The following is an 18,530-nucleotide window of genomic DNA, read 5'->3' as shown; positions in this document are numbered from 1 at the left end:
TCCGTCAGCGCTTGACGGTGTCGTCGGTCTTGAGGTCGTCGACGGCCTCGTCGAACTCGTCCACCTCGTCGGGGCAGTAGACCTGGAGGACGATCCGCTCGACGTCGACGGCCTTGGAGTCGGCGATGACCGGACGGTTGCCCGGGCCGGGGGCTCCGGTGGTGAGCTGCTGGAGCCGGTACAGCGCCTTCTTGAGGGCTTCGCCGGGGTTCTCGCAGACCGGGCCGCCGTCGGTGCCGAGCAGCCGCTCGACGGTCTCCTGGTCGGGGGCGGGGTAGCCCGCCTTCACCAGCTCCTCGCTGAGCTGCTGGGCCTTCTGGCTGGTCTCCTCGGTCCGCTTGAAGCTGCTGTACCGGACGAGACCGGCGATCAGCAGGCCGACCAGGATCACGATCGCGCCCCAGTAGATCACCTTGTGCTCCGAGGCGAAGCGGGTCGGGCTCATGCGGCGTCTCCCTCGTCCGTGGCGGCGGCCTCGGCCGTGCGCCAGCTGGGCTTGCGCAGTTTCAGGAACGCCCAGGGGATGAGCAGTCCGAGGATCACCAGGCCGCCGCCGACGATGACGACGTACGACAGGACGCTGCCGCTGCCGAACTGCGAGGGCGGGACGAAGCCGATGAACAGGGCGGCGAGCGAGGCGAGCAGTCCGACCGAGCAGATGAGGCCGAGGGCGGGCGCCCGGTAGCCGCGCGGGTGGTCCGGCTGGAGCTTCCGCAGGCGCATCGCGGCGACGAACATCAGCAGGTACACGATGAGGTAGACCTGCGTGGTGATGGTCGAGAAGATCCAGTACACGCTGGAGACGTTCGGGATCAGCGCGTAGCCGAGGGCGATGACCGAGGTGACGATGCCCTGGGTGACGAGGATGTTCTGCTGGATGCCGTACTTGTTGAGCTTCTGCAGGAACGGCGGCAGGTAGCCCTCGCTGCGGGAGATCTCCAGGAGGCCCTTGGACGGGCCGGCCAGCCAGGTCAGCATGCCGCCGAGGGAGGCGGAGATCAGCATGACGGCCGCGATCGGGGTCATCCACCCCACGTGGAAGTACGAGAAGAACGCGTCGAACGCCTGCATGACGCCGGCCGTGAGGCTGAGCTGGTCCGCCGGGACGACCCAGCTGATCGCCAGCGCCGGCAGGATGAAGATCAGCAGCACCAGGCCCATGGCCAGGAACATCGACTTGGGGTACTCCTTCGCCGGGTTCTTCAGCGAGGAGACGTGCACCGCGTTCATCTCCATCCCCGAGTACGACAGGAAGTTGTTCACGATCAGGACGAGGCTCGCGAGGCCGGTCCACTGCGGCAGCAGGTGGTCGGCGTCCATCGGCGCCGCCGACGGGTTGCCCTGCCCGAGGAAGACCATGCCGAGCACGACGAGGATGGTGCCGGGCACCAGCGTGCCGATGATCAGGCCCCAGGAGGAGAGTCCGGCGAGGGCCTTGGTGCCGCGCGAGGAGACCCAGACGCCGGTCCAGTACAGGACCATGATGACGATCGCCGTGTAGACGCCGTTCGAGGCGAGCGAGGGATCGATCACGAAGGCGATCGTCGAGGCCACGAAGGCCAGCAGGCTCGGATAGTAGAAGATCGTCATCGCGAACTGGCACCACACCGCGAGGAAGCCGAGCGGCTTCGACAGCCCCTCGGCCACCCAGCGGTAGACACCGCCCGACCAGCCGGAGGCCAGCTCGGCGGAGACCAGGGCCGTCGGCAGCAGGAACACGATGGCCGGCACCAGGTAGAGGAAGACGCAGGCCAGGCCGTAGACGGCCATCGTCGGCGCGGCGCGCAGGCTCGCCACCGACGCGGTGGTCATCAGGGCCAGCGTCACCCACGTGATCGTGGGCGGGGCGACCGGCCGCGCCTCCGCGCGCGGTTTCGGCAGATCGGCCGGGACGTCCATCGATGCCATGGGCCCTCCTCCAGGGGGAATCGACGTGATGCGGACCACGCTGTGCGACGGGGGACGGCGCCGCAGGCCGGGACGGCCGTTCGGGTGAAGGGGCCGCGGGGCGGGGGGCCGCGGCGCAGGCGCCGGATGCCGGGTGCCGCCGGGTGGGGGATGCTGATCGCTCGTCACCCTGTATCCGAGGAGGCGGCCGTGGCGCGACCCGAGGGCGCACCGGAGGAGCCGGCGGCGGACGGCACCGAGCCGGTCACCGGCTTCCTGGCCCGGCTCACCGGACTGCTGCTGCGCACCTCCGGCGAGGGCGCCGAGCTGATCGCGCGCGAGGTCCCGGCGGTCGGTCGGGCGCTCGGCGCCGACGTGTCCGTGCTTCTCGTCATGGACGCCGTCACCCTGACCGTCGCGGTGCCGGGCGCGCCGGCGCGGACCGTGATCGTGCGAGCCGCTCCCGAGGTGGCCCGGCTGGACCGGATCGCGGCGCTGAAGCCGCTGGTGGCCGACGTGTGCGCCGGGCGGGCCGGAGCGGCGGAGGCGAGCGCCCGGCTGGACCGGATCGAGGCGGCACCGGCCCCGTACCCGTGGTGGCTGAAGCTGCTCGGGATCGTGCTCTTCTCGCTGGGCTTCGCCCCGCTGATGCAGCCCACCTGGTACGAGGTGGGCACCACGGCCGTCCTGGCGACGCTCGCCGCCGTCCTCGTGGTGGCGTCCGACCGGGTCCCGCGGCTGGCCCGGGTGCTGCCGCTGGTCGCCTCAGTGGCCGTTTCGGTCGTCACGCTCGGGCTGTTCGCCGGCGATCCGGCGCACGGCGGGCCGGTGCTGCTGATGCTGCCCGCCCTCTTCTTCTTCGTGCCCGGCGACTACCTGAGCGCCGCCGCCGCCGAACTCGGCGCCGGGCTGATCTCGACGGGCGCGATCCGGCTGGTGTACGCGGGCTTCCTGCTGGTCCAGCTGAGCGTCGGCGTGCTGATCGGGGTGTACGTCACCGGGACCTCCACCGAGGCGCTGTTCGACACGGCGGCCGAGGCCGACCTGCCGCGCTGGGTGCTCTTCGCCTCGTGGACGGTCTTCACCGCCGGAACCGTGCTCGCCTTCGCGATCCCCCGCCACTTCCTCTGGCCCCTGCTGGCACTCGTCTACCTGACGGTCGGCGTGCTGTCCGCGGCCACCGTGCTGATCGGGGAGACCGGCGGCACCTTCGTCGCCGCGGTGGTGCTCGCGGCGGCGGCGACGCTGCTGTCCCGGGGCCCGGAGCGCCCACCCCGGCTCCTGCTCGTCCTGCCCGGCTTCTTCACGCTCACCGTCGGCTCGCTCGGCATGCGCGGACTGACCACGCTGGCCGGCGGGCACGTCGTGGACGGCTTCACGGACCTGCTGGAACTCGTCCTCGTCGTCACCGCCATCGCGGTGGGCCTGGTCCTCGGTGCCACCCTCGTACCGGAACGGAGCCCGGCCGCCCCTCCGCCGCCGACCGGTTTGTAGGATCGCCGGGACGTACGGCCGAGAGCGAGGAGCGCGTAGCGGTGACCGCCGTGGTGGAACCGGGCCTGCCGGTCCTTCCGGACGCTCCGGAGCTGTGGGAGCGGGACGAGGACGGTCAGCTGCTCGGGGCGCTGGTCTGGCGCCACGGGCCCGGCTGGCGGGCCGTCAGCAGCGCGGTGCTCGGCGGCGGGATCGGCGAGCGGTCCTGGGTGATGAACGTCCAGGTCGCGCACGGCTACACCCGCACCGACCCCGAGGCGCACCTCGCCGGGCTCGCCCGGCGGGCCGGCCTCCACGGCCCCGGCGTGGGGCTGATGACCGCCGCCCGGGTCGCCGCACGCGGAGCCGCCCGCGACGGCGGCGTCGACGCGGTGGCCACCGCCGGGATCGAGGTCCGGGGCTGGGCGGCGGCACCCGGCCCGGCCGTGCCCGGACCCCAGGCCCCCGGCACCATCAACATCGTCGTCACCGTGCCCGCGCCGCTCACCGACGCCGCGCTCGTCAACGCCGTGGCGACCGCCACCGAGGCCAAGACGCAGGCGCTCCTCGAAGCGGGCCACGACTGCTCGGGCACCCCGACCGACGCGGTCTGCGTCCTCGCCCTCCGCCCCGCGCCCGGCGGCCCCGCCGAACCCTTCGCCGGACCCCGCTCGCTCTGGGGCGCCCGCCTGGCGAGGGCCGTCCACGCGGCGGTCGGCGGCGCGCTGTCCGCGCCCGGCGTCAGCTGAGCGCGGCGACCTCGGCGAGCAGCGCCTCCCGGCCGATGGCGTCGCTGCCGGTGGCGGGCACCGTACAGGCGAAGGCGCCGGCCACCGCGCCGTACAGGGCGCAGCGCTCCGGCGGCTCGCCGGTCAGCCGCCCGAAGAGGAAACCGGCCGCGTAGGCGTCGCCCGCGCCGTTGGAGTCCACGACCGCCCCGCGCGGCGCGACCGCCGGGACGTGCAGCGGGTCCCTGCGGTCGCGGGTGAGCAGGTACGAGCCCTCCGCGCCGGCGGTGGCGACGGCCACCTCCGCCCGGCCGCGCTCCAGCACCCGGCGCAGGGTCGCCACCGGGTCCGGCAGGGCCGTGGCCGACACGAAGACGATGTCGGAGCCGTACGCGAACGGCTCGTGGTACGGGTTCTCGCCGTCCCAGTTGTGCAGGTCCGTCGAGACGGTGAGGCCCGCCTCGTGGAGCTGCGGCAGCGCGAAGGCGCAGGGGTACGTGATCGAGACGTGCGCGTGCCGGGAGACGGCCGCGAGCTTGCGCACCAGGTCCTCGGGGAGCCGGTCCGACTCCTGGGAGCGGCTGTCGTCGTAGAGCGAGAGCCGACGGCCGTCCGGCCCCACGAGGTTGACGGCCCGCTTGGTGCCGCCGGCCTGCGGGACCTCGGTGAAGTCGATGCCGCGGTCGCGGTGGAGGGCGCGCACCAGATCGCCGAAGGCGTCGTCGCCGATCAGGTCGACGTGGTGGGTGCGCAGCCCCAGCGCGGTGGTCCCCAGCGCGACGAAGTCCCCGGTCTGGCCCGCGCGGGCCTCGATGCCGGGGCGGATCATGTAGCTGTCGGCGTACGGCAGCGGGAGCTCGGGGACGTACACGATCGTGTCGACGCCGGACCCTCCCAGGACGAGGACGTCGTAGTCGCTGCTCATCGGTTCTCCTCACACGGGCACACCGTCGTGGAACGTGTGAGGAGTCAACCAGGCCCGCTCGGACACCGGCAAGATCTTGCGACGGCTTTCAGCAAGAACTTGCGGTCAGCGGGCGGCGGCGGCCACGACGTCCCGCAGGTGCTCGACGAGCGTGATGAGGACCTGCTTGCTGGACTCCCGGGACCGGGCGTCGCAGAAGACCAGCGGGACCTCGTCGGGGAGGTCCAGGGCGTCGCGGACCTCGGCGGCGGGGTGCGCGGTCCCGCCGAAGTCGTTGCAGGCGACGACGAACGGGGTGCCGTGGTGCTCCAGCCGGTCGACCGCGTACCAGGAGTCCGCGATCCGGCGGGTGTCGACGAGGACGACCGCGCCCAGCGTCCCGGAGAACAGCCGGTCCCACAGGAACCAGAACCGCTCCTGGCCGGGCGCGCCGAACAGGTAGAGCACGTTGTGCGCGTCGAGCGAGATCCGGCCGAAGTCGAAGGCGACGGTGGTGGCGGTCTTGGCGGCCACGCCCCCGGTGTCGTCGATGCCCTCGCCGGCCTGCGACATCGTCTCCTCAGTGTTCAGCGGACGGATCTCGCTGACCGAGCGGACCAGGGTGGTCTTGCCGACCCCGAAACCGCCGACGACGACGATCTTCAGCCCGTTGTCGGCGGTGCTGCTCAGGGTCTGGCGCTGCTCAGAGATTGCGGAGTCCAACGAGCACCTGCTCCAGGATGTCGTGATCGGGAAGGCGGTACGAGGTGGTGGGGCGCGGGTGCCGCGCGCTGATCCGGCCGGTGTCGTGCAGGTCGGCCAGGAGGATCCTGGTGATCGACACCGGCAGCCCGAGCCCGGCGGCGACCTCCACCACGGCGGTGGGGAAGCGGCACATGCGCAGGATGGCGGCGTGCTCGGACTGCATGCCGGGCACCGGATCGCTCTCGGCCACCACCAGGGTCACCACGTCGAAGGCGGTGGACCCGGTGCGGCTGCGGCCGCCGGTCAGCGTGTAGAGGCGGTCGGGGGAGTCGTCGCGACCCGGCCTGAGGCGGCTCATCCCCGCGGCCTCGCGACGAGGTGCTCACCCAGCTGCTCGACCAGCTCCGTCATGTTGTGCCCGACGAGCCCGGCGTCGGCGTCCTCGTCGGCGACGAGCGCGAGGTGGGCGCCCTCCCCGGCCTCGACGATGAAGAGGATGCCGCCGTAGAACTCGGCCATCGCGGAGCGGACCCCGCCGGTGCCGTCGCCGAACTCCACCGAGGCCCCGTGCGACAGGCTCTGGATGCCCGCCGCGATGGCGGCGAGCTGGTCGGCCTGGTCGACGGAGAGCCCGGAGGTGCGGCAGAGCTTGAGGCCGTCCCGGGAGAGCACCAGCGCGTGCCGGGTGCCCGGGGTCCGTTCCAGCAGGCCCTCCAGGAGCCAGCTGAGCTTGTCGTCGGTGGTCGTGCCGGTCATCGCGGATTGCCTTCCGAATGGGGGTCGTTCGAGGACGGCGTGGTCGGTTCCGCCCCGGGGGAGGAGGGGGTGGCGGGGGGTTCGGCGGGCTTGCCCTCGGTGCCGCGCAGGGCGCTCTGGAAGCCGCCGAAGCGGGCGCGGGCCGCTTCGCCGGTGCGGGGCGTGGCCTTGCGGGCCGGGTCGGCGGGTGCCCGGCCGCCGGCCTCCTGGTGCGCGGCGAGGGTCCGGCCGCGCCGCCGGCGCGGCAGCGGGATCCCGGCCGCCGTGCCCTCCGCCGTGGGCTCGGCCGCGGTCTCGTGGGTGGTCTCCGGCTCGGCCGCCGGTACGGGGCGGGGCGCGGCGGCCGGGGCGAGCGGGGTGCGCGGGGCGGCGGCCCGCGCGGGGGCAGGCGCGGCGGTCGCCTCGGTGCCGCGGGTGACGAGCTCCTGGGGGATCATCATGACGACGCCGGTGCCGCCGCGCGCGGAGGGCCGGAAGGAGACGGACAGGTTGTGCTTGCGGGCCAGCCGGCCGACCACGTGGAGGCCGAGGCGGGTGCCGGAGAGGCCGGCCAGGTCCTGGGTGGCCGCGTCGACGGCGGCCTCGGCGCGCCGCAGCTGGACGTCGCTCATGGTCAGCCCGCTGTCCTCGACGGTGATGACGACGCCCGCCGGGACCTCCTCCACGTAGACGTGGACCTCGGCGCTGGGCGGGGAGAAGTTGGCGGCGTTGTCGAGGAGTTCGGCCAGCGCGTGCATGACGCCCTCGGCGGCGTGGCCGGCGACGGCCGCCTCGCAGGCGGAGTGCAGCCGGACCCGCTGGTAGCCGGAGATACGGCCCATGGCGCCGCGCAGGATCGACTCCATGACGATGGGCCGGCCCCAGCGGCGGCCGGAGCGGGCGCCGGTGAGGACGGCGACGGAGTCGGCGAGCCGGCCCGCCTGGGCGGTGCGGTGGTCGAGGTGGAGGAGGTCGGCGAGGACGTCCTCGTCGGCGTGCCGGTGTTCCATCTCGCGCAGGTCGGCCATCATGCTCGTCGCCAGGGCCTGCATCCGGCCGGCCGCGTTGGCGGCGGCGGCGAGGGCGGCGGAGCGGGCGGACTCGGCGCGGCGCAGCCGCTGTTCCAGTCCGGCGACGGCGGCCGCGTGGCCGGCGGCGATCCGCTCGGCCTCGGCGCGGTGGGTGCGGACCAGTTCGTCGGCGCGGGCCGCGTGCGCGGCGGCCTCGGCGGCGGCCTGGGCCTCGTGGCGCTCCTTCAGGGCCGCGGCCTCGCGCTCGAAGGCGGCCTGGCGCTGTGCGGCGTACGTGTCCTGGGAGGCGACCTGGGCGGCGAGCCGTTCGGCCCGCTTGGCGAGGCCGCGGGCGGTGCGCGCGTACCAGGTGACGGCGAAGGCGGCCGCGGCCAGGAGGAGTACCCCGCAGACCGCGAACCAGGCGAGTGTGGTGCGGACTTCGGCCGGCGCGGCGCTCGTCGCGGCGCCCACGAGGGCACCGCCCGCGGCGACGGTCAGCACGGAGGCGATCAGGGCGGGGCGGAACGGGGTGGGCGACGCCGACATCTACCGGACTCTCGTGAGGCAGGCACAGGGAGGTTCGGAACGACCGCACTATAGAGGCGTTCTTGATCGGTCTGGAACTCACCCTGATCGGATCGATATCCGGAGTGATACAAAACCTTCCAAAGGATGGCACTGGTTCCGGCCATCCCGGCGCGATGACCCGCGTGGGCCCAACGCCCTCTTCCGGCGGGCAGAATGACGGACCGTACGGTACGTCCCCGACCGGAAGGCACAGCGGTGAAGCTGCCCGACACAGGAAGGCGTGTCCTCGTCAGCGGCGCCTCGCGAGGGCTCGGCCGGGCGGTCGCCCGCGCGTTCGCGGCCAACGGCGACCGGGTCGCCGTCCACTACGGCACGCGCGCCGAGGAGGCCCGGGCCACCCTCGCCTCCCTCGACGGCACCGGACACGTCCTGGTCGCCGGCGACCTCGCGGACCCCGCCGGTGCGGCCCGGGTCGTCGACGAGGCGGCGGAGGCCCTCGGCGACGCCGGCGGCGGCATCGACGTCCTCGTGAACAACGCCGCCGTGAACCTCCCGCACCCTCTCGCGGAGACCCCGTACGAGGAGTGGGCGGCGCTCTGGCAGCGGCACGTCGCCGTGAACCTGCTCGCCGCCGCCAACCTCAGCCACCTCGTGGCCCGCCGGATGATCGACCGGGGCACGGGCGGACGGATCGTCAACATCGGCTCCCGGGGCGCCTTCCGCGGCGAGCCGGACCATCCCGCCTACGGCGCCACCAAGGCCGCCGTCCACGCGCTCGGCCAGTCCCTCGCCGTCTCCCTCGCCCCGCACGGCATCGGCGTAGCCTCGGTCGCCCCCGGCTTCTTCGCCACCGAACGGGTCGCGCCCCGCCTGGAGGGGCCCGAGGGCGAGGCGATCCGTGCGCAGAGCCCCTTCGGCCGCGTCGCGGACGCCGACGAGATCGCGGCGGCGGTCCTCTGGCTCGCCTCCCCGGCCGCCGAATGGGCCTCCGGCACCATCCTCGACCTCAACGGGGCCTCCTACCTCCGCAGTTGACCCACGCCGTGCCTCCGACCGCGGCGCGCGCCGGGTGAACGAATCGAACGCGTGCCTCCCGCGCGCCTGCCCGAAAGGATGAACGCCGGGCGTCGGCGGCGTTTCGCGCCGGGACCGCCGCCACCCTGCTGCCGTGCGTAAGGAGCGCGAGTCCACGGTCCCGTCCCAGCGAGCGCCCCGCCGGACCCGGCCCGGTCCGGCACCGGCCGTCCGGGCGGCCGGACCGCCCCGGCCCGGCCCGGCGGCATGGCCAGGGGCGCGGGCCAGGGCCCGGTACTGGGTCGACCGCACCGTGGTGCGCGGGGTGACGGCCCTCGTCGCCTGGCTGGCCGTGGCCTGCCTGGTCCTGGTGGCCCCCGCCAGCGCCCTCCTGGTGTGGACCGACAGCAAGGCCCCGGACACCCTCCAGGGCAAGGCCGCCACCGTCTGGCGGACGGTCGGCCAGACCCTCCGGCTCGGCGGCGAGGTCGGGCCGCCGCTGCGGATCGCGCTCACGGTCTTCCTGGCCCTGGTCTCCCTGCTGTACGTCTCCTTCCTGGTCGGGATCGTCACGACCGCCCTCACCGACCGGCTCGCCGAACTGGAACGCGGCCAGACCACGGTCGTCGAACGCGGCCACACCCTGGTCCTCGGCTGGTCCGAGCAGGCCCCCACGGTCGTCGCGGAACTCCTCGCCGCCCACGCCCAGCGGGGGCACGGCGCCGTCGTGGTCCTCGCCGACCGCGACAAGGCGGAGCTGGAGCGGGAGTCGCGCGACGCGCTGCCGTCCCGCACGCGCGTACGGCTGGTGTGCCGCCGGGGCCGTCCCGCCGACCCGGCCGCGCTGGCCCGCGTGACCCCCGCCGCCGCCGGGGCGGTGGTCGTCCTCCCGCCGGACGGCCCCGGCGCCGACGCCCAGGTCGTCAGGACGCTCCTGGCGCTCCGGGCGACGGTGGGCGAGGGCTGCCCCGTCCCGGTCGTGGCGGCGGTCCGCGACGGCGCCCACCTCCCGGCCGCCCGGCTGGCCGCCGGGCCCGGCGCGACCGTCCTGGACGTCGACGACCTCGCGGCCCGGCTGCTCGTCCAGTGCGTCCTGGAGCCCGGCCTCGCGCTCGTCCTGGAGGACCTGCTCGACTTCGCGGGCGCCGAACTCCACACCCTCCGGCCGCCCGGCCTGCCCGGCCGCCGCTACGGCGAGCTGGCCGCCGCCTGCCCGGACGCCTGCGCGGTCGGGATCGTACGGGCGGACGGCACCCCGCACCTCAACCCGCCCGCGCGGACCGTGCTGGCCCCCGGCGACGGCCTCCTGGTCCTGGCCGAGGACCACCGGGCGACCGTCCTGCCCGCCGCGCCCGCCGTCCCCGCGGCCGCCTGGCCCGCCCGGCCCCCGTCGCCGGCCGCCGCGCGCCGGGTGCTCGTCCTGGGCTGGAACCGCCGGGGCGAGCGCGTGACGGAGGGCCTCGCGGCGGCCGGCGTGGCAGCGGTGCGGGACGACACCACCGGGCGGCCGGCGGAACCGGAGGCGTACGACCAGGTGCTCGTCCTCGCCGGTCCGGACGACGACGGACACCCCGACGCCCCCACGCTCGTCACCCTCCTCCACCTCCGGGCGCGGGAACGGGAGCGGGGCCGGTCCCTGGCCACGGTGGCCGAGCTCACCGACGCCCGCAACCGCCCCCTGGCCCCCGCCGGGCCCCGCACCGACCTCGTGGTCACCGGCCGGCTCGCCGCCCTCCTCCTGGCCCAGGTCTCCCAGAACCCGCACCTCGCGGCCGCCTTCGACACCCTCTTCGCCCCCACCGGCGACGGCGTCCGCCTCCGCCCCGCCACCGACTTCGTCCCGCCCGGCACCGAGGCCACCTTCGCCGCCCTCGTCACCGCCGCCGCCCGCCACGGCGCCGCCGCCCTCGGCTACCGCCCCCGCGACGCCCGCCGCCCCCGTCTCAACCCGCCGAAGACCGAGACCAGACGCTGGACCGAGGGGGATGTGCTGATCGTGGTCGGCCCGGCCTGACCCGGACCGCCCCCGACCCGCCGGGTTGCCGAATTTCGCAAGTGGTCACATCGCTCATAGGATCGAGGGGTGAACGAGAACCTGCCTCCCTGCCCCGAATGCTCCGGCGTCTACACCTACGAGATGGGCGCCCTGCTGGTCTGCCCCGAATGCGGCCACGAGTGGCCGGCCGCCGGTGAGGCCGCGGCCGCCGAGGGCGACACCGGCGGCGCGAAGGTGATCAAGGACGCCGTCGGCAACGTGCTCTCCGACGGCGACACGGTCACCGTCGTCAAGACCCTCAAGGTCAAGGGCAGCCCCACCGGCATCAAGGCCGGCACCAAGGTCCGCAACATCCGGCTCGTGGACGGCGTCGACGGCCACGACATCGACTGCAAGGTCGACGGCTTCGGACCCATGCAGCTCAAGTCGAGCGTGGTCAAGAAGGTCTGACCGCGCCATGACCAGGACCGCGCCGCTCTACCAACTGAAGGCCGAGTTCTTCAAGACGCTCGGCCACCCCGTACGCATCCGCGTCATGGAGCTGCTGAGCCTGCGCGAGCACGCCGTGTCGGAGCTGCTCGCCGAGGTCGCCGTCGAGCCCGCCCACCTCTCGCAGCAGCTCGCGGTGCTGCGGCGCGCGAACCTGGTCGTCGCCCGCCGCGAGGGCTCGGCCGTCCACTACTCGCTGACCGACCCGCGCATGACGGAGCTCCTCGCGGTCGCCCGGGGCATCCTGTCCGGCGTCCTCGCCGGGCAGGCCGAGCTCCTCGCCGACCTCCAGGCGACGGCCGGACCGGAGGCACCCCCCGCCGCCTGACGAAGCCGCCTCACCAAGCCCGCCGAGGAAGGGCGCCGAGGAAGGGCGCCCGTACGGCGAGGAGTTCTGGGCCGGCCTCCTCGCCCACCCGCCGCCGGAGCTGCTCCGCTGCCGCGCCCGACCCCGCGAAGCCCCCGGGCACAAGACCCGGTCGGGCCCCGCTCAGGCCCCCGTCAGTTCGGGCAGCAGGTCCGGGTTGACGATCCGGAGGACGGTCGCCACCCGGGCGGGGTCGGCCGCCGCCCACAGCACCCGCCGCGCCGCCCGGTACTTGGCGGCGAGCCGCTCCCGCTGTTCCGGCGGCAGCCCCGCCGCGCGGTCGGCGCGGCTGTTGTGCGCGTTGTCGGCGATCTTCACCAGGGTGGCGTCGGGGTCCCGCGCCACCCGCCGGATCTTCTCCTCGTACGTCGTGGGCGAGCCGTCCGGCTCGTTGGTGACGGCCTCGACGATCCGGACGACCCGGTCGGGGACCCCGGCGGCCCGCAGCCCCTCGGGCGTCCACGCCGTGTCCTCGACGACGTCGTGGAGGAGCCCGGCCATGGTCAGCTCGGGCCCGAACGGCGCGAGCCCCGCCGCGACGGCCCGGACGTGTTCCACGTACGGGACACCGATCTTGTCGAGCTGACCGGCGTGCGCGCGGTCGGCCAGGGCGTCCACTTCGGAGAGGGTCATCATGGCCCCATCATCCCGGCACGCGCGCGCGTGCGGGAGGCCGGGCCGTGCGCGCGTCGCCGCGCAGCGCCCGCCCGGACCCGGGAATTCCCGTACACGTGCGGCCTGTTGCCGACTGCATGACCCTTGGCGTAACACTCAGCTCGACCGGCCGGCAGCTCCCCCTCGACGAGACTTTACGGCTCGCGCGCGAGGCCCGGGACGCCGGACTGCACTCCGCGTGGTTCGGCCAGTCCTTCGCGTACGACTCGCCCATGTTGGCCGCGCTCGTCGGCCGCGAGGTGCCCGGACTGCACGTGGGGACGGCCGCCCTCCCCGTCTTCGGCCGCCACCCGCTGCTCGTCTCCAGCCAGGCCCAGACGGCGCAGGCCGCCACCGGCGGCCGCTACCACCTCGGGCTCGCCCTCGGCACCCGGCACCTCACCGAGACCGCCTTCGGCCTCGCGTACGAGCGGCCGATCGGCCTGCTCAGGGAGTTCCTCACCGCCCTGCGGCCGCTCCTGGACACCGGCGAGGCCGACTTCCACGGCGAGCTGCTCACCGCGACGACCCCGTACCCGGGGGCCGTGCCCGGCGCCCGGCCGCCGGTGCCGGTCCTGGTGGCGGCGATGGGTCCGCAGGCCCTGCGGGTCAGCGGCGAGCTCGCGGACGGCATCCTGCCGTTCCTCGCCGGACCGCGCGCCCTCGCCGAGCACATCGTCCCCGCCGTGACCTCGGCGGCGGAGGCGGCGGGCCGCCCCGCGCCCCGGATCGTCGCCCTGGTGCCCGGCGTGGTGACGGCCGACCCCGACGGCCTGCGCCGGCGGGCCGCCGACGCCCTCTCCCTCTACGAGCGGATCCCCTCGTACCGCCGCGTCCTCGACCTCTCGGGCGCCGACCGCGCCGCCGACCTGGCGGTGCTGGGCGACGAGGAGACCGTCGCCGCCGAGGTCCGCCGCTACTTCGAGGCCGGCGCCACCGAGGTCGTTCTCACGGCCACCGACCTCGGCGGCGAGGACGCCCGCGCCCGCACCTGGAAGCTCCTCGGGGCGCTCTCCGGGACCTCGGGATGACCCGGGCCACCCCCGCTGCCGTATTCGAGCACGTGTTCGGTTGTGTGGGTATGCTGAGACCATGACCGCCGCACCACCCGACCTCCCCGGCTTCCAGGGGTCCCTCTTCGACCAGGGCGACGAGCCCCGGCCGGGGCCCCTGGACGGGCTGCGGCGGATCCCGCTGGCCGGCGGGGCCTGGGTGGACCACCTGCCCGGCTGGTTCCAGGGGGCGGACGCGCTCTTCGGCGAGCTGGTCGGACGGGTGCCGTGGCGCGCCGAGGAGCGCCGGATGTACGACGACGTCGTCGCCGTGCCCCGCCTCCTCGCCTCCTACCGCGAGGGCGAGACCCTGCCGCACCCCGCCCTCGCCGAGGCCCGCGCGGTCCTCGGCGCGCACTACGCGGACGAGCTCGGGGAGGGGTTCGTCACCGCGGGGCTCTGCCTCTACCGCGACGGCCGGGACAGCGTCGCCTGGCACGGCGACCGCACCGGACGCTCCTCGACCCGCGACACCCTGGTCGCCATCCTCTCCCTGGGCGACCCCCGCGACCTCGCGCTCCGCCCCCGCGGCGGCGGCCCGGTCGCCCTCCGCCTTCCGCTCGGCCACGGCGACCTGGTCGTGATGGGCGGGTCGTGCCAGCGCACCTGGGACCACGCCGTGCCCAAGACGAGCCGCGCCGTCGGTCCCCGGATCAGCGTCCAGTTCCGCCCGCGCGGCGTACGCTGACCCGGTCCGCACCGTCCGGATCATGGAAGGGCCGGGAACGCCCCGGCCCGAACGGGCCCGGCGGCGGCCGCCGTTGTCGGCCGGAACAGGCCATGGTCGTCCCGCCCGCGGGAGGCCGTCCAACGGCCCTCCACGGAGGGCTCCGTCGCTTCAGGAGAACACAACTGCCCAGCAAGACGCCAGGGTTACCGGAATCCGGAGTCGTTGAATCCGGGGGTTGTGGGCCGGTTCGGGCGGGCAGGTTTGCAGCGTCGCGTGGCGGGAATTGTCGGCCGCCCGTGACAGCGGCAACATACGAACGGATTCCGAGGACTGAAGGAGGTGGAGCGACCATGCCCCTGCATGCCGTCGAAATCCCCGAGTTGTGGATGCCACACCCACTCAGGGTCAACCCGCATCTGCCGGGCCTGCGGGCCGAGAGCGAGACGTGGGCCCGCGAGATGGGCATGCTGGACGCCGGCGACGGACGGTCCGACCGCCGTCCGATCTGGACCCAGACCCAGTTCCGGGCGATGACCGTGGACCTCCTCACCGCCTGGACGCTGCCCGACGCCGGCCCCGCCGCCCTCCAGCTCAACCACCGGTTCAACATCTGGGCGCTCGCCTGGGACGACTACTTCGCCCACGCCTTCAAGCGGACCAGCGACCTCCAGGGCGCCCACGACTTCACCGCCCGGCTCCACGCCTTCCTGCGCCCCGAGGAGGGCGCCCGCCTGCCCGAGCCCGTCAACGCCGTCGAGCGGGGCATCGCCGATCTCATGCGGCACCTCTTCCCGCCCCGGCTGAACCACTGGCGCCAGGAGTTCTGCCGGGCACTGGCCCGCTACATCGACGCGGGCGTGGAGGAGCTGTCCAACAGCCGCACCGGCCGCGTCCCCCACCTCATCGACTACGCGCCCTTCCGGCGGGAGAGCTTCGCCGCCCACACCGCCCCCTACTCCGTCGAACTCGCCACCGGAGCCCGAATACCCGAACGGATCCGGCACAGCCGGACCGTCCGCGGCCTCACCGCCGCGTTCATGGACGTCATGGGCCTGGCGAACGACATCGCCTCCTACGAGCGGGAGGTCCACGAGGAACACGACGTGAACAACCTCGTCGTGGTCCTCGGCACCTCCCTCGGCATCCCCCTCCGCGAGGCGGTGCCGGCCTCCGTCCACCTCGTCAACTCCCGCATGCGCGACTTCGAACAGCTCCGCGAGGAGGACATCCCGCTGCTCGCCCGCCGCGCCGCGCTGAGCCACGACGAACGGGCCGAGCTGGACACCTGGCTGGGCGGGGCGTGCAGCTTCCTCTCCGGCCTGCACGCCTGGTACACCGGCGCCCCCCGGTACGTCCCCACCGAGCAGCCCTTCCCGGAACAGCGCCTGCCGGCCCCCGCCACCGCGGACGACTGGTTCGGAAGGGGGGCCGGCCGGCACACGCCGACACCCCCCTCCGCCGTGGGACTCGGCCTCGACGCCGAGCCATGACCCGCCTACCGCAGCCGCAGCAGCCGCAGCAGCCCGTCCCACCACGACGACGACCGCGGCCCGGGCACGGCGGCCGGAACCGCCTCCGGAACCGCCACCGGGGCCGGGGCCGGCGCGGGGATCCCGGGGAGCTGCGACGGCGGGGCCGACGGCAGCGGCGCCTCGAACTGGTGGGTCCGCGGCGCGCGGGGGGCGAAGGTGACCGGCAGCGCCGTCAGATGCCGCGCCCAGGTGGAGGAGCGCCAGCTCAGCTCCTCCTCCGGGATCGCGAGCACGATGTCGGGCAGCCGGGTGAGGAGGATGTCGATGCCGGTGTCGGCGATGATGCGGCCGACGTCCTGACCGGGACACTCGTGACTGCCCGCGCTGAACGACAGGTGCGCGCGGTTGTGGTGGACGGGCGCCGCCGGGTCCGGGCGGACCGCCCGGTCCATGTTGCCCGCGGCCAGGCCGAGCAGCAGCATGTCGCCCGCCATGATCCGCTGCCCGCCGAGCGTGGTGTCCCCGTTGGCGTACCGGGACGGGCAGACCATCAGCGGCGGCTCGTCCCACAGCACCTGCTCGACGGCCTCCGGCAGCGTCATCTGCCCGCCGGCCAGCGAACCGCGGAACCGGGGATCGGTCACCACCATCCGCAGCACGTTCGACATCAGGTTGGCGGTGGTCTCGTAGCCGGCGAGCAGGATCAGCCGCAGGTGCTGCACCACCTCCTCGTCGGTGAGGCCCGCCGGATGGGACATCAGCGCGGAGGCGATGTCCTGCCCCGGCTTGTCGCGCTTGTCCCGGACGAGCTGTTCCAGGCTCTCCACCACGAACGCGTTGCTCGCCAGCGAGGTCTCGGTGGCCTTGAAGAGGTCCCGGGCCGCCTGGACCAGCTTCGGCGCCGCCTCGTCGGACATGCCGAGCAGATGGATCAGGGTGAGCATCGGCAGATGCTCGGTGAACCGGTCGACCAGCTCGGCCTCGCCGTCCTCGCAGAACGTGTCGATCAGCTCGTGGGCGAACCGGTTGATGCGCCGCCGGATCCCCCGGTGGTCGAACTGGTCGAGCGAGGCGGTGACCGCGCTGCGCAGCCGCTGGTGCTCCTCGCCGTCCGCGCAGACGCAGTCGGGACGCCAGCCGATCATCGGCATCAGCGGGGAGGTGGCCGGGTCGATCTCCCCGGTGCTCCAGCCGTGCCAGACCCGCGGGTCGCGGGAGAACTGGGTGGAGCGGGTGGCCACGTCACGGTTCTCGTTGTAGCCGAGGACCAGCCAGGCGCGGACGTCGCCGTCGAGCAGGACGGGCGCCACCGGGCCGTGGGCGGCGCGCAGTTCCTCGTACAGGCCCATGGGGTCCGTCTCGGCGGCGGGGCCGTAGAGACGGGCCGCTCCGCCGGGTCCGGTGGCCGCGTGGGCCGGGCAGCCGGGTGGCGGGACGAGCCCGCTCTCGTGCGGGGCGTGCTCGTGGGCGGGGAGGGTCATACGGTCTCCTGGGCGGCGATGGAGCACAGGTAGACCATCAGCGAGAGCAGGGCGTCCCGGCAGGACGCCCGGTCGCGTGCGTCACAGGTGACGAGGGGGACGGACTCGCTGAGGGCCAGGGCCGTGCGCAATTCTGGTAGCGGGTACTGCGGGGCCTCGGGGAAGGTGTTGACGGCCACGACGAAGGGGACGCGGCGGTCCTCCAGACGCGTGATGACCTCGAAGCAGACCTCGATCCTGCGGGTGTCGACGAGGACGACGGCGCCGAGCGCGCCCTCGAAGATCCCGTTCCACAGGAACCAGAACCGCTCCTGCCCCGGGGTCCCGAACAGGTAGAGGATCAGCTCCTCGTTGATGCTGATCCGGCCGAAGTCCATCGCGACGGTCGTGGTGCTCTTGCCGGAGGCGCCGGGATTGTGGTCGATCCCGACGCCGGCCTGCGTCATCTGTTCCTCGGTGGTCAGCGGAGGGATCTCGCTGACCGCTCCGACCATCGTCGTCTTGCCGACGCCGAAGCCGCCGACGACGACGACCTTGACGCCCCTGGCGCCGTGCGGCAGCAGCAGGTCGGTGTCGCGCGGTCCTGCCCTGAGCGTGTCAGAGTCTCCGTAGTCCATGGATCACCGCCTCCAATAGGCCGCGGTCGGGGAAGGCCGCGACGGGCACGGGTGCAATCGCCTCCACGCGTTCGTCGTCCACGAGCTGGGACAGCAGCACGGTGACGACGCTGAACGGAAGGCTGAGGTAGGCCGACACCTCGGCCACCGACAGCGGGTACTCGCACATGGAGAGGATGGCCGCCTGTTCGGGCTGCATCGAGGGTTCCGGTGCGGACCTGGTCGCGATGAGCGTGACGAGGTCGAAGGTCTTGGCCGAGGAGCCCTCGCCGCCGGTGATGACGTACAGCGGTACGGGGGTGCCCTCGTCCCAGGGATGGGGGTTGTCCGAGGTCACATCGCCTGCCGGACGACGTCTTCACGGGGCGGACTGGTCATGTGCCGGCCGATCCTGACCACGAGCGCGCGCATGCGCGCGCCGAGCAGACCCGCGTCCACCTCCTCGTCGGCGAGGACGGCGAGGTAGGCGCCGGGGCCGGCCGCCATCAGGGAGAAGTAGCCCCCGTCGGCCTCGATCCCGACCATGTGGGTCGTGCCGTTGCCGTGCGGGAACATCTGCGCGATGGCCCGGGCCAGGCTCTGGATGCCGGAACAGGCGGCGGCGATCGCGTCGGCGGTGTCGGACGCGGTGTTGGCCTGGCCGATGCACAGGCCGTCCGAGGAGAGGACGACCACGTGCCGTACGTGCGGAACGCCGCCCACGAGCTCGGTGAGCATCCAGTCGATGTTGGGCAGTGGCTGCATG

At 74.1% G+C, this 18,530-nt stretch carries 21 protein-coding genes; 9 read left to right on the top strand and 12 right to left on the bottom strand.

Annotated features, from left to right (window positions below):
- Positions 1–4: 4 nt before the first annotated feature.
- Both IF73_RS0126540 and IF73_RS0126535 read right to left on the bottom strand, forming a co-directional pair.
- Complete coding sequence (locus IF73_RS0126540) at positions 5–445, bottom strand: hypothetical protein (RefSeq protein ID WP_031012386.1); 441 nt, start codon at positions 443–445, stop codon at positions 5–7.
- Complete coding sequence (locus tag IF73_RS0126535; protein ID WP_031012385.1) at positions 442–1,908, bottom strand: APC family permease; 1,467 nt, start codon at positions 1,906–1,908, stop codon at positions 442–444. The genes IF73_RS0126540 and IF73_RS0126535 overlap by 4 nt, the downstream gene beginning before the upstream one ends.
- A gap of 189 nt (positions 1,909–2,097) precedes the next feature.
- On the opposite strand from IF73_RS0126535, the gene IF73_RS0126530 reads away from it, so the two are divergent.
- Together IF73_RS0126530 and IF73_RS0126525 are read left to right on the top strand one after the other, a co-directional pair.
- A complete protein-coding gene (locus IF73_RS0126530) occupies positions 2,098–3,381 on the top strand; it encodes a threonine/serine exporter family protein (protein WP_051717327.1) in 1,284 nt (427 codons plus the stop codon).
- A gap of 41 nt (positions 3,382–3,422) precedes the next feature.
- Positions 3,423–4,109 (top strand): adenosylcobinamide amidohydrolase, encoded by a 687-nt coding sequence (locus IF73_RS0126525; RefSeq protein ID WP_031012383.1) that lies wholly within the window; start codon positions 3,423–3,425, stop codon positions 4,107–4,109.
- Here IF73_RS0126525 and IF73_RS0126520 read toward each other — a convergent pair.
- From IF73_RS0126520 to IF73_RS0126500, 5 genes are all read right to left on the bottom strand, one after another.
- On the bottom strand, positions 4,102–5,013 hold the full coding sequence (locus IF73_RS0126520) for an adenosine kinase (RefSeq protein WP_031012381.1): 912 nt from the start codon (positions 5,011–5,013) through the stop codon (positions 4,102–4,104). The genes IF73_RS0126525 and IF73_RS0126520 overlap by 8 nt on opposite strands.
- Positions 5,014–5,118: 105 nt before the next feature.
- On the bottom strand, positions 5,119–5,715 hold the full coding sequence (locus IF73_RS0126515) for a GTP-binding protein (RefSeq protein WP_031012378.1): 597 nt from the start codon (positions 5,713–5,715) through the stop codon (positions 5,119–5,121).
- Entirely contained in the window at positions 5,696–6,055 is a 360-nt protein-coding gene (locus tag IF73_RS0126510) for a DUF742 domain-containing protein (protein WP_031012376.1), read from the bottom strand. The genes IF73_RS0126515 and IF73_RS0126510 overlap by 20 nt, the downstream gene beginning before the upstream one ends.
- The gene (locus tag IF73_RS0126505) at positions 6,052–6,453 is read right to left on the bottom strand and encodes a roadblock/LC7 domain-containing protein (protein ID WP_031012374.1); all 402 of its coding nucleotides are present in this window, start codon (positions 6,451–6,453) and stop codon (positions 6,052–6,054) included. The genes IF73_RS0126510 and IF73_RS0126505 overlap by 4 nt, the downstream gene beginning before the upstream one ends.
- Positions 6,450–7,991, bottom strand: a complete 1,542-nt coding sequence (locus tag IF73_RS0126500) for a sensor histidine kinase (RefSeq protein ID WP_063833484.1) — start codon at positions 7,989–7,991, stop codon at positions 6,450–6,452. The genes IF73_RS0126505 and IF73_RS0126500 overlap by 4 nt, the downstream gene beginning before the upstream one ends.
- A 237-nt stretch (positions 7,992–8,228) precedes the next feature.
- On the opposite strand from IF73_RS0126500, the gene IF73_RS0126495 reads away from it, so the two are divergent.
- From IF73_RS0126495 to IF73_RS0126480, 4 genes are all read left to right on the top strand, one after another.
- Entirely contained in the window at positions 8,229–9,008 is a 780-nt protein-coding gene (locus IF73_RS0126495; protein ID WP_031012370.1) for an SDR family NAD(P)-dependent oxidoreductase, read from the top strand.
- A 133-nt stretch (positions 9,009–9,141) separates the two neighbouring features.
- Positions 9,142–11,001, top strand: coding sequence for a CASTOR/POLLUX-related putative ion channel (locus IF73_RS0126490; protein ID WP_078868268.1), 1,860 nt, complete (start codon positions 9,142–9,144; stop codon positions 10,999–11,001).
- A 69-nt stretch (positions 11,002–11,070) separates the two neighbouring features.
- Entirely contained in the window at positions 11,071–11,433 is a 363-nt protein-coding gene (locus tag IF73_RS0126485; protein ID WP_031012366.1) for a zinc ribbon domain-containing protein YjdM, read from the top strand.
- 7 nt (positions 11,434–11,440) lie between these two features.
- The gene (locus IF73_RS0126480) at positions 11,441–11,800 is read left to right on the top strand and encodes an ArsR/SmtB family transcription factor (RefSeq protein ID WP_031012364.1); all 360 of its coding nucleotides are present in this window, start codon (positions 11,441–11,443) and stop codon (positions 11,798–11,800) included.
- A 162-nt stretch (positions 11,801–11,962) separates the two neighbouring features.
- On the opposite strand, the gene IF73_RS0126475 is transcribed toward IF73_RS0126480, so the two are convergent.
- Complete coding sequence (locus IF73_RS0126475; protein WP_031012362.1) at positions 11,963–12,475, bottom strand: HD domain-containing protein; 513 nt, start codon at positions 12,473–12,475, stop codon at positions 11,963–11,965.
- A 116-nt stretch (positions 12,476–12,591) separates the two neighbouring features.
- On the opposite strand from IF73_RS0126475, the gene IF73_RS0126470 reads away from it, so the two are divergent.
- The 3 genes from IF73_RS0126470 (at position 12,592) to IF73_RS0126460 (ending at position 15,705) form a co-directional block, all read left to right on the top strand.
- Complete coding sequence (locus IF73_RS0126470; protein WP_031012360.1) at positions 12,592–13,524, top strand: LLM class F420-dependent oxidoreductase; 933 nt, start codon at positions 12,592–12,594, stop codon at positions 13,522–13,524.
- A gap of 61 nt (positions 13,525–13,585) precedes the next feature.
- Positions 13,586–14,233 (top strand): alpha-ketoglutarate-dependent dioxygenase AlkB, encoded by a 648-nt coding sequence (locus IF73_RS0126465; RefSeq protein WP_031012358.1) that lies wholly within the window; start codon positions 13,586–13,588, stop codon positions 14,231–14,233.
- A 332-nt stretch (positions 14,234–14,565) separates the two neighbouring features.
- Positions 14,566–15,705, top strand: coding sequence for a terpene synthase family protein (locus IF73_RS0126460; RefSeq protein WP_031012356.1), 1,140 nt, complete (start codon positions 14,566–14,568; stop codon positions 15,703–15,705).
- A gap of 5 nt (positions 15,706–15,710) precedes the next feature.
- Here the strand turns inward: IF73_RS0126460 and IF73_RS0126455 are convergent, their stop codons facing one another.
- Genes IF73_RS0126455 through IF73_RS0126440 form a run of 4 tightly spaced genes read right to left on the bottom strand, consistent with a single transcriptional unit; the run spans position 15,711 to position 18,529 of the window.
- Positions 15,711–17,168, bottom strand: a complete 1,458-nt coding sequence (locus IF73_RS0126455) for a cytochrome P450 (RefSeq protein WP_051717321.1) — start codon at positions 17,166–17,168, stop codon at positions 15,711–15,713.
- Complete coding sequence (locus IF73_RS0126450; RefSeq protein WP_031012352.1) at positions 17,165–17,785, bottom strand: GTP-binding protein; 621 nt, start codon at positions 17,783–17,785, stop codon at positions 17,165–17,167. The genes IF73_RS0126455 and IF73_RS0126450 overlap by 4 nt, the downstream gene beginning before the upstream one ends.
- The gene (locus IF73_RS0126445) at positions 17,766–18,122 is read right to left on the bottom strand and encodes a DUF742 domain-containing protein (protein ID WP_031012350.1); all 357 of its coding nucleotides are present in this window, start codon (positions 18,120–18,122) and stop codon (positions 17,766–17,768) included. Before IF73_RS0126445 ends, IF73_RS0126450 begins: the two co-directional genes overlap by 20 nt.
- A complete protein-coding gene (locus IF73_RS0126440; protein ID WP_031012348.1) occupies positions 18,119–18,529 on the bottom strand; it encodes a roadblock/LC7 domain-containing protein in 411 nt (136 codons plus the stop codon). Before IF73_RS0126440 ends, IF73_RS0126445 begins: the two co-directional genes overlap by 4 nt.
- Between the last annotated feature and the right edge of the window lies 1 nt (position 18,530).

This window comes from Streptomyces sp. NRRL F-5727 (genome assembly GCF_000719555.1).
GTDB lineage: Bacteria > Actinomycetota > Actinomycetes > Streptomycetales > Streptomycetaceae > Streptomyces.
Note: the sequence above shows the minus strand (reverse complement) of the source record. Positions and strands in the feature narration are given on the sequence as shown.